At 46.9% G+C, this 9196-nt stretch carries 11 protein-coding genes and 1 riboswitch; of the genes, 9 read left to right on the top strand and 2 right to left on the bottom strand.

All coding sequences use genetic code 11. The annotated features are described in order from the left end of the window. Positions 1-37 precede the first annotated feature (37 nt). From QK890_RS00555 to QK890_RS00515, 9 genes are all read left to right on the top strand, one after another. Complete coding sequence (locus tag QK890_RS00555; protein ID WP_005778049.1) at positions 38-655, top strand: superoxide dismutase; 618 nt, start codon at positions 38-40, stop codon at positions 653-655. 182 nt (positions 656-837) lie between these two features. Next, positions 838-930: riboswitch (TPP riboswitch) on the top strand. A 65-nt stretch (positions 931-995) separates the two neighbouring features. Continuing rightward, positions 996-1193 carry a sulfur carrier protein ThiS gene (gene thiS, locus QK890_RS00550; RefSeq protein WP_005806415.1) on the top strand — a complete coding sequence of 66 codons (198 nt, stop codon included), beginning with the start codon at positions 996-998 and terminating at the stop codon, positions 1191-1193. A 3-nt stretch (positions 1194-1196) separates the two neighbouring features. Beyond that, positions 1197-1811, top strand: a complete 615-nt coding sequence (locus tag QK890_RS00545; RefSeq protein WP_005778053.1) for a thiamine phosphate synthase — start codon at positions 1197-1199, stop codon at positions 1809-1811. 128 nt (positions 1812-1939) lie between these two features. Continuing rightward, positions 1940-2716 (top strand): thiazole synthase, encoded by a 777-nt coding sequence (locus QK890_RS00540; RefSeq protein ID WP_367627103.1) that lies wholly within the window; start codon positions 1940-1942, stop codon positions 2714-2716. A gap of 30 nt (positions 2717-2746) precedes the next feature. Further along, positions 2747-4441, top strand: coding sequence for a phosphomethylpyrimidine synthase ThiC (thiC, locus tag QK890_RS00535; RefSeq protein WP_367627102.1), 1695 nt, complete (start codon positions 2747-2749; stop codon positions 4439-4441). An 11-nt stretch (positions 4442-4452) separates the two neighbouring features. Next, positions 4453-4998 carry a hypothetical protein gene (locus QK890_RS00530; RefSeq protein ID WP_005820455.1) on the top strand — a complete coding sequence of 182 codons (546 nt, stop codon included), beginning with the start codon at positions 4453-4455 and terminating at the stop codon, positions 4996-4998. A gap of 1 nt (position 4999) precedes the next feature. Then, entirely contained in the window at positions 5000-6124 is a 1125-nt protein-coding gene (thiH, locus tag QK890_RS00525) for a 2-iminoacetate synthase ThiH (RefSeq protein WP_044300181.1), read from the top strand. Between the two features lie 15 nt (positions 6125-6139). After that, complete coding sequence (locus QK890_RS00520) at positions 6140-6841, top strand: HesA/MoeB/ThiF family protein (RefSeq protein ID WP_195317667.1); 702 nt, start codon at positions 6140-6142, stop codon at positions 6839-6841. Between the two features lie 61 nt (positions 6842-6902). Further along, positions 6903-7511: a thiamine phosphate synthase gene (locus tag QK890_RS00515; protein WP_005778065.1), complete on the top strand. Its 609-nt coding sequence runs from the start codon at positions 6903-6905 to the stop codon at positions 7509-7511. Positions 7512-7591: 80 nt separating this feature from the next. Here the strand turns inward: QK890_RS00515 and QK890_RS00510 are convergent, their stop codons facing one another. Further along, entirely contained in the window at positions 7592-8107 is a 516-nt protein-coding gene (locus QK890_RS00510; RefSeq protein WP_005778068.1) for an outer membrane beta-barrel protein, read from the bottom strand. 199 nt (positions 8108-8306) lie between these two features. Next, positions 8307-8876 (bottom strand): porin family protein, encoded by a 570-nt coding sequence (locus tag QK890_RS00505; RefSeq protein WP_005806429.1) that lies wholly within the window; start codon positions 8874-8876, stop codon positions 8307-8309. Between the last annotated feature and the right edge of the window lie 320 nt (positions 8877-9196).

Genomic DNA, 9196 nt, shown 5'->3' with positions numbered 1-9196 from the left:
TATATATTTATAGAAATGAAATAAAAGATTTGAATTTATGAATACATTATTAATGTCTTTAATATTTACAACCATGACTTACGAAATGCCTAAACTTCCGTACGCAAACAATGCGCTGGAACCTGTAATCAGTCAGCAGACCATTGATTACCATTATGGTAAACATCTTCAAACATATGTAAACAATCTCAATAGCCTCGTTCCGGGCACCGAATTTGAAGGAAAAACAGTAGAAGCCATCGTAGCTTCGGCTCCCGACGGAGCCATCTTCAACAATGCCGGACAGGTGCTGAACCACACACTCTACTTCCTGCAATTCGCACCGAAACCGGCGAAAAACGAACCGGAAGGTAAGTTGGGAGAAGCCATCAAACGCGACTTTGGAAGCTTTGAGAACTTCAAGAAAGAATTTAATGCGGCTGCCGTAGGATTGTTCGGTTCGGGATGGGCCTGGCTGTCTGTGGATAAAAACGGGAAACTGCATATCACCAAAGAAGCCAATGGAAGCAACCCGGTGCGTGCCGGACTAAAACCGCTACTGGGATTCGATGTGTGGGAACACGCTTATTATCTCGACTATCAGAACCGGCGGGCCGACCACGTAAATAAACTGTGGGAGATCATCGACTGGGATGTAGTGGAAAAACGACTGTAATTCAGAAGTATTCACCACAGAGGACGCAGAGGACACAGAGTTTCAAATTCGGGAAAAGAACGAATTTGACTCTGGTGTCCTCTGCGTCTTTTGTTTCCTCTGCACCACTCTCTGCCTACTCCGTGGTGAAATAATCCCTGATTTACTTTTTTCTTATCTCCTTTTTCACTTACTTTGCTCCCGTAAAGACAAAGGGGTGCCACCCGGTGGCTGAGATCATACCCTAAGAACCTGATGCAGTTAGTACTGCCGAAGGGATTGTGTATTTCTTCTTATCGTTTCTCTCCGCATGCACTCTCTTTGTATTTACTTTCATTTATCTATAAATACATATACGAATATGAAAGTACAAGTGAACAACAAAGAAGTGGAAACTACCGCAAGCACCATCACCGGGCTTGCCACGCAATTGCAACTTCCCGAAAACGGCATTGCCATCGCTGTGAACAACCAAATGATCCCACGTCCGCAATGGAACGAATTCAGCCTGCACGAGAATGACAACCTGATTGTGATTAAAGCAGCCTGTGGAGGATAAATCATGCTGAGCCTGCAATTTATCACTCACCAGACCGGGAAATACTCTTATTTCGAATCGGCATGTATGGCCCTCGAAGGAGGATGCAAATGGATACAACTGCGCATGAAAGAGGCATCTCCGGAAGAGGTGGAAACAGTAGCCCGGCAGCTGAAACCTCTTTGCAAGACACACGGAGCCATCCTGATTCTTGACGATCATGTGGAACTCGCCCAAAAACTGGAAGTGGACGGAGTACATCTGGGCAAAAAAGACATGCCTGTCAGCGAAGCCAGAAAAATCCTGGGCGAAGCATTCATCATCGGAGGTACAGCCAATACTTTTGAAGACGTGAAAATGCACTTCAGCGCCGGTGCCGACTATCTGGGCATCGGCCCGTTCCGGTTTACTACAACCAAGAAGAACCTCAGCCCCGTACTGGGACTCGAAGGATATACCTCTATTTTATCGCAAATGGATGAATGCGGCATCCGGATTCCGGTAGTTGCCATCGGAGGCATCGTAACGGAAGATATCCCTGCCATCATGAAAACAGGCGTAAACGGCATCGCCCTCTCAGGAGCCATCCTGCAAGCGCCGAACCCGGTAGAAGAAACAAGAAGGATTCTAAACATATAAGGAAATGAATCGGACTCACCACAGATTACACAGATTTTCACAGATTAATAATTTATTTTACTGAGAGTTAAATTAAAGAATCTGTGAAAATCCGTGTAATCTGTGGTGAGCTCAAAACAAAATCAGAAATGGAAAAGCTAATTATTGCGGGACGTGAATTCAACTCCCGCCTCTTCCTGGGAACAGGAAAGTTCAACTCAAACGAATTGATGGAACAATCGATACTGGCCTCGGGCACCGAAATGGTAACAGTGGCCATGAAACGTATCGACATGGGGAATTCGGAAGACGACATGCTGAAACATATCGTGCATCCACACATCCAACTGCTGCCCAATACCTCGGGAGTGCGCAATGCGGAAGAAGCGGTGTTTGCCGGACAAATGGCACGCGAAGCCTTCGGGACCAACTGGCTGAAGCTGGAGATACACCCGGATCCGCGCTATCTGCTGCCCGACTCAGTAGAGACTCTGAAAGCAACCGAACGACTCGTGAAACTCGGATTTGTGGTACTGCCTTATTGCCAGGCCGACCCGGTGCTCTGCAAACAACTGGAAGAGGCGGGAGCGGCCACAGTGATGCCGTTGGGAGCACCGATCGGAACCAACAAAGGTTTGCAGACCAAAGAATTCATCCACATCATTATCGAACAGGCGGGTATCCCGGTAATAGTGGATGCCGGAATCGGTGCGCCGAGCCATGCGGCAGAAGCGATGGAGATGGGAGCATCGGCGTGTCTGGTAAATACTGCCATTGCCGTAGCCGGCAACCCGGTAGAAATGGCAAAGGCCTTCAAGCAGGCAGTCGAAGCAGGACGAATGGCCTATGAAGCAGGACTCGGCATGCAGACTACCGGATTGGTGGCAGAAGCAAGTTCACCGCTGACGGCATTTTTAAACGAATAAAAAAACAGTCCCACCTCTAATAACGAATTTATGGAACAAAGAATAAAATTCCCCCGCTCCGAGAAAGTGTACCTGTCCGGAAAACTTTTCCCCGAAATCCGCGTAGGTATGCGGAGAGTAGAGCAAGTGCCCAGCACCACTTTCGAAGAAGAGAAGAAAATCATAACTCCCAACCCACGCGTATATATCTATGATACAAGCGGACCTTTCAGTGACCCGGACATAGAGATTGACCTGAAAAAAGGTCTCCCCCGGCTACGGGAAGAATGGATACTGAAAAGGGGGGATGTAGAGCAACTTCCGGAGATCAGTTCGGAATACGGACGGATGCGGCGGGACGACAAAAGCCTCGACCCTCTCCGCTTTGAGCACATCGCACTGCCCTACCGGGCCAAATCCGGGAAACATATCACCCAAATGGCATATGCCAAACAAGGTATCATCACTCCGGAAATGGAATATGTGGCTATCCGCGAAAACATGAACTGTGAGGAACTGGGTATCGACACTCACATTACTCCTGAATTTGTACGCCGGGAGATAGCCGAAGGACGGGCGGTTCTGCCTGCCAACATCAATCATCCCGAAGCCGAACCGATGATTATCGGCCGTAACTTTCTGGTAAAGATCAATACCAACATCGGTAACTCCGCAACCACGTCGAGCATCGACGAAGAGGTGGAGAAAGCGATGTGGAGCTGCAAATGGGGAGGTGACACGCTGATGGATCTTTCAACGGGAGAAAACATACACGAAACACGGGAATGGATCATACGCAACTGCCCGGTTCCGGTGGGTACGGTACCCATCTATCAGGCACTGGAAAAGGTAAACGGCAAAGTAGAGGACCTGTCCTGGGAACTGTATCGCGACACACTGATAGAACAGTGCGAGCAGGGAGTGGACTACTTCACCATTCATGCGGGAATCCGCCGGCACAATGTGCACCTGGCGGAAAAGAGGCTTTGCGGAATCGTATCCCGCGGCGGGAGCATCATGAGTAAATGGTGCCTGGTGCACGACCGCGAGAGTTTCCTTTACGAACACTTTGACGACATCTGTGATATTCTGGCACAATATGACGTAGCGGTATCATTGGGAGACGGTTTGCGCCCGGGTTCCACCCACGATGCCAATGACGAGGCACAGTTTGCCGAACTTGATACCATGGGCGAACTGGTGGTGCGCGCCTGGGAAAAGAACGTACAAGCCTTCATCGAAGGGCCCGGACACGTACCGATGCACAAAATCCGCGAGAACATGGAACGCCAGATCGAGAAGTGCCACAATGCCCCGTTCTATACACTCGGCCCGTTAGTGACGGATATTGCACCGGGATACGACCACATCACCTCTGCAATCGGTGCGGCACAAATAGGCTGGCTCGGAACAGCCATGCTCTGCTACGTGACGCCCAAGGAGCACCTGGCATTGCCCGATAAAGAAGATGTACGCGTCGGAGTGATCACCTATAAGATTGCCGCCCATGCAGCCGACCTGGCCAAGGGGCATCCGGGAGCCCAGGTACGGGACAATGCGTTGAGCAAAGCACGCTATGAATTCCGCTGGAAAGACCAGTTCGACTTATCGCTCGACCCGGAACGCGCATTCTCTTATTTCCATGCCGGACGACACACGGACGGAGAATATTGCACCATGTGCGGGCCGAACTTCTGCGCAATGCGACTGAGCCGGGATTTGAAGAAAACTAAAAAACAAGAATAAGACCAACTGTCATGGAAAGAACAGACGAATACCGGAAAGCATTGGATGTACCCATCTCCGAACTATCCATAGACCGGATCATTGAGGAGATCCGCCGGCAGCCGGAGAACTTTGAGGCCCTCTATCATCTGACGACAGACGAGAAGCGATTGGTCTCCTGGCGGGCACTGTGGGTATGCGATAAACTTTGCAGGCAATACCCCGATTGGTTCGCCCCGCTCCGGGAAGAACTGACCGGAAGGCTGGTGACCTGCAAACACGATGGTTCCAAGCGCCTGCTTCTCTCCATACTCTACCATGCTCCCGCCGAAGAAATCCCATCGGTTGAATTGCTTAACTTCTGTCTGGATTGCATGCTGTCTCGCCACGAAAGCATAGGCGTGCAATCCTTAGCCGTCCGAATGGCCTACCACCTGTGCAAGCACGAACCCGAACTGCTCAACGAACTGCGGACCATACTGGAAAGCACAGATACGGAACTGTATTCGACCGCTGTAAAAACAACTGTGCGGAACACATTGAAGAAAATAAATCAGAAGAATAAAAAGAAAAAATAAAATGTTTTCAGATGAATTAGAAAAGATTTCCTGGGAAGAGACGACTAAAATCATCTATTCCAAAACCGACGCCGATGTGCGCCGCGCATTGTCAAAGGAACATTGCGATGTAAACGATTTTATGGCATTGATTTCGCCGGCTGCCGCCCCCTATCTGGAGACTATGGCGCGTCTCAGCCGGAAATATACGCTGGAACGCTTCGGAAAGACAATTTCGATGTTCGTTCCACTCTATATTACAAATTCTTGTACAAACTCGTGTGTATACTGTGGCTTTAACCACAATAATCCGATGAAACGGACCATCCTTACGGAAGAGGAAATGGTAAACGAGTACAAAGCGATCAAGAAACTGGCTCCGTTCGAAAATCTGCTGTTAGTAACAGGCGAAAATCCTGCCAAAGCAGGAGTAGATTACATTGAACGGGCCCTCCTGCTGGCAAAGCCTTATTTCTCTAATCTGCAAATTGAAGTAATGCCACTTAAAGCAGAAGAATATGAACGGCTTACGTATGCCGGACTGAATGGAGTCATCTGCTTTCAGGAGACTTACAACAAAACCAATTATAATGTGTATCATCCCCGTGGTATGAAATCGAAATTTGAGTGGCGTGTCAATGGTTTTGACCGTATGGGACAAGCAGGTGTACACAAAATAGGCATGGGGGTACTGATCGGTCTGGAAGAATGGCGCACGGATGTCACAATGATGGCCTACCATCTGCGCTATCTGCAAAAGCACTACTGGAAAACGAAATATAGCGTCAACTTCCCCCGGATGCGCCCCTCGGAGAACGGAGGTTTCCAACCTAATGTTGTGATGAACGACCGGGAACTGGCACAGGTGACTTTTGCCATGCGCATCTTCGACCACGATGTGGATATCTCCTACTCTACCCGCGAAAGCGCAGAGTTCCGTAACCACATGGCTACGCTCGGGGTGACTACCATGAGCGCCGAAAGTAAAACGGAACCGGGAGGCTACTTTACCTATCCGCAGGCACTGGAGCAGTTTCATGTCAGCGACGAACGGAAAGCCGTGGAAGTGGATGCCGCACTGCGTTCACTGGGGCGGATACCCGTTTACAAAGACTGGGACACGGCACTGACCCTGACTCAATGCTAACGATAAAGACGAATCATGGAAAGATACAACAGGCAAATCATGCTTCCGGAAATAGGAGAAGCAGGACAAGCAAAACTCAAAGCTGCCAAAGTATTGATTGTGGGCGTAGGAGGACTGGGTTCTCCCATCGCCCTCTATCTGGCGGGTGCAGGAGTAGGTACCATCGGACTGGTGGATAACGATGAAGTAAGCCTCAGCAATCTGCAAAGGCAGGTGCTCTATACGGAAGAAGAGGTAGGAGACCTGAAAGCGATTTGCGCTTCACTGCGGCTCAGTGCCCTGAACCGGGAAATAGAGGTAAATGCCTGTCCGGGACGGCTCAGCAAAGACAATGCCCGTGAATTGATAAGGCAGTACGACATCGTAGTGGACGGATGCGATAACTTTATCACCCGATATCTGATAAGTGACGTCTGTGTAGAGTTGGGAAAACCCTATGTATACGGTGCCATCTGTGGTTTCGAGGGACAGGTTTCTGTCTTTAACTACGGGAGCGGGACACAACGGAAAACATACCGTGACCTCTATCCGGATGAAGAAGAGATGTTGCGTATGCCTCCCCCTCCCAAAGGGGTAGTCGGAGTAACACCGGCAGTGACGGGCAGTGTGGAAGCAACCGAAGTCCTGAAGATTATCTGCGGATTCGGCGAGGTTCTGGCAGGCAAACTATGGACAATTGACTTACGGACATTACAATCTAACATATTTTCACTATAAAGGTTGGTTTCTGAGTAAGTTAATTACTAACTTTGCTAAACTTAACAGTTTAACAACAGAAATGAAACTTATCGTAGTAACGACGCCTACTTTCTTTGTAGAAGAAGATAAGATTATCACTGCTCTCTTTGAAGAGGGATTGGATATTCTGCATCTCAGGAAACCGGAAACGCCGGCTATGTATTCGGAACGCTTGCTCACACTGATTCCGGAAAAATATCATAAACGCATTGTCACCCATGAACACTTCTACCTGAAAGAAGAATTCAACCTGATGGGAATTCACCTGAATGCCCGCAACCCGAAAGAGCCGCATGACTACTCCGGGCATATCAGTTGTTCCTGCCACTCGGTGGAGGAAGTGAAAAACAAAAAACACTTTTACGACTATGTGTTTATGAGCCCGATTTACGACAGTATCTCAAAAGAAGGATATAACTCGCCTTACACGGCTGAAGAATTGCGTCAGGCAGGTAAAGACAAAATCATCGATGGCAAAGTAATGGCTTTGGGAGGCATCACGCCGGAGAATATACTGGAAGTAAAGGATTTCGGATTCGGAGGTGCAGTGGTTTTAGGAGACTTGTGGGGTAAATTCGATGCCTGTTCCGACAGAGATTATCTGGCAGTGATAGAACACTTCAAGAAACTGAAAAAGATGGCGGACTGAGTCAAAGAATAACGGACTAAATAAAATAGGGTGACTTCCTTATGAAGGGAAGCCACCCTATTTCGTTGAAACCTATTTGATTAAAATTCGTAATGGAATCCGAATGTTAAGTCTTCGCTACTTGCGCTAAAGCCGAATCCGCTGTTATTCATATAGTCGTCCTTATAACCCAAGAAACCACATTTGGCAACCAAACTGAAATGTTGGTTCAGTTTTATGGCAATACCCGGTTTCAGACCGATCTCAAAACCGTTTATTGCATCTCCGCCATCTTTCACCTTAGTGGTAGCAAAGCCAAACCCACCATCAATAAACAGACGTACAATCTTGTTCTCGTAATAAGAAAAGCGTGCATAAGGAGCAATAGCAAAAGAATTAATCGTTTTATGACTTATATAATCATGGTTAAACTGGAGTTCAACGCCCAGTGCCCATTGTTCACTCAGGTTGTATCCGATTTCCGGAGCGAGCTTGAAAGAAGTAGTATTAGCGTCATCATTACGCCACAAACCTACGGTACCTCCCATGTAAATGTCCTGAGCTTTGACAGATAAAGTTGCAATAGCAACAAATAAAAACAATACAATCTTTTTCATCTTCTTAGTAGTTTTAATTAAATGTACCTATTTTGAAAACAAACAAAAGAATTATTTCACTTTTGTTTCGGGGCGCAAAAGTATAGTATATTCATTAATTAAACAACTATTTCCGCCATTATTCGCTGAGTGAATATAAAAGAAAAGCCGCTTGTAGTTGATTTACAGCGGCTTCTCTATTTTAATATTTATCGGTTTCTCAGAACTTATAACCTACACTGATCGAAACATTCAGATTTTTACCATTTACGTCGTCCATTACATCGACAAATCCGAACTGGCCGTCAAGCCCTGCGATGATCTTGCCAAACTCCGCGGCAACACCGATACCCAAACCTACATCGCCACGTTTCAGCAGACCGTCGTCGCCAAAGGTATCAACTTCCAAACGTCCTTTACCTAAATCGACTTTAGAATTACCCCCGATACCGCAAGCAAAATAAGGACCGGCACTCAACACAATATTGGTATTATCGGCCACTTTGAAACGCGCCGCAGCCATAACCGGCAGTTCCAGATAAACAGCATTCACACTCAGTTCATCCTTCTTGACACCTTTGGAAGATACGAACAAAGAGGGTTGCAAAGACCAGATTTCATTAAATCCATACTCCATACCACCGCCTATCTTGAATCCTACTTTGGCATTCATGTCAAAATCACCGGTATAATTACTGATATTCATTCCCACTTTGGCATTCCAGCTCACTTGAGAAAAGCCCACAACCGAAAAAAGGGCAAACAATACAAACACAAGATTTCTTTTCATAATTCTGTAATTTTAGTTTGTTAAAAATATAATAAGTAAGGTTTCATAAGATAAAGGAAATATTTTTATTTGAATTATACAAATATTCACTCTACATTTTATCCACTCCCCCTGCTTCTGCTTTCTCTTATTCTGTTTCCATAAAAAAACGAGGCTACCCTTTCACGGGTAGCCTCGCCTAACCAGTTATCTGAAATCTATTTAGTCTTCGATAGCTGCTTGTGCCGCTGCCAAAATAAGATACTTTTCAATGAGTTATATAATACTTCTCAACAATATTCGTTTATTCAATTTCTTCGTATCTGTCTATTATGATTAAT

This window comes from Bacteroides sp. NGMCC 1.200775, from assembly GCF_040798045.1.
Classification (GTDB): domain Bacteria; phylum Bacteroidota; class Bacteroidia; order Bacteroidales; family Bacteroidaceae; genus Bacteroides; species Bacteroides hominis.
The sequence above is the reverse complement of the archived record's forward strand: the minus strand, read 5'-3'. Positions and strand labels throughout refer to the sequence as shown.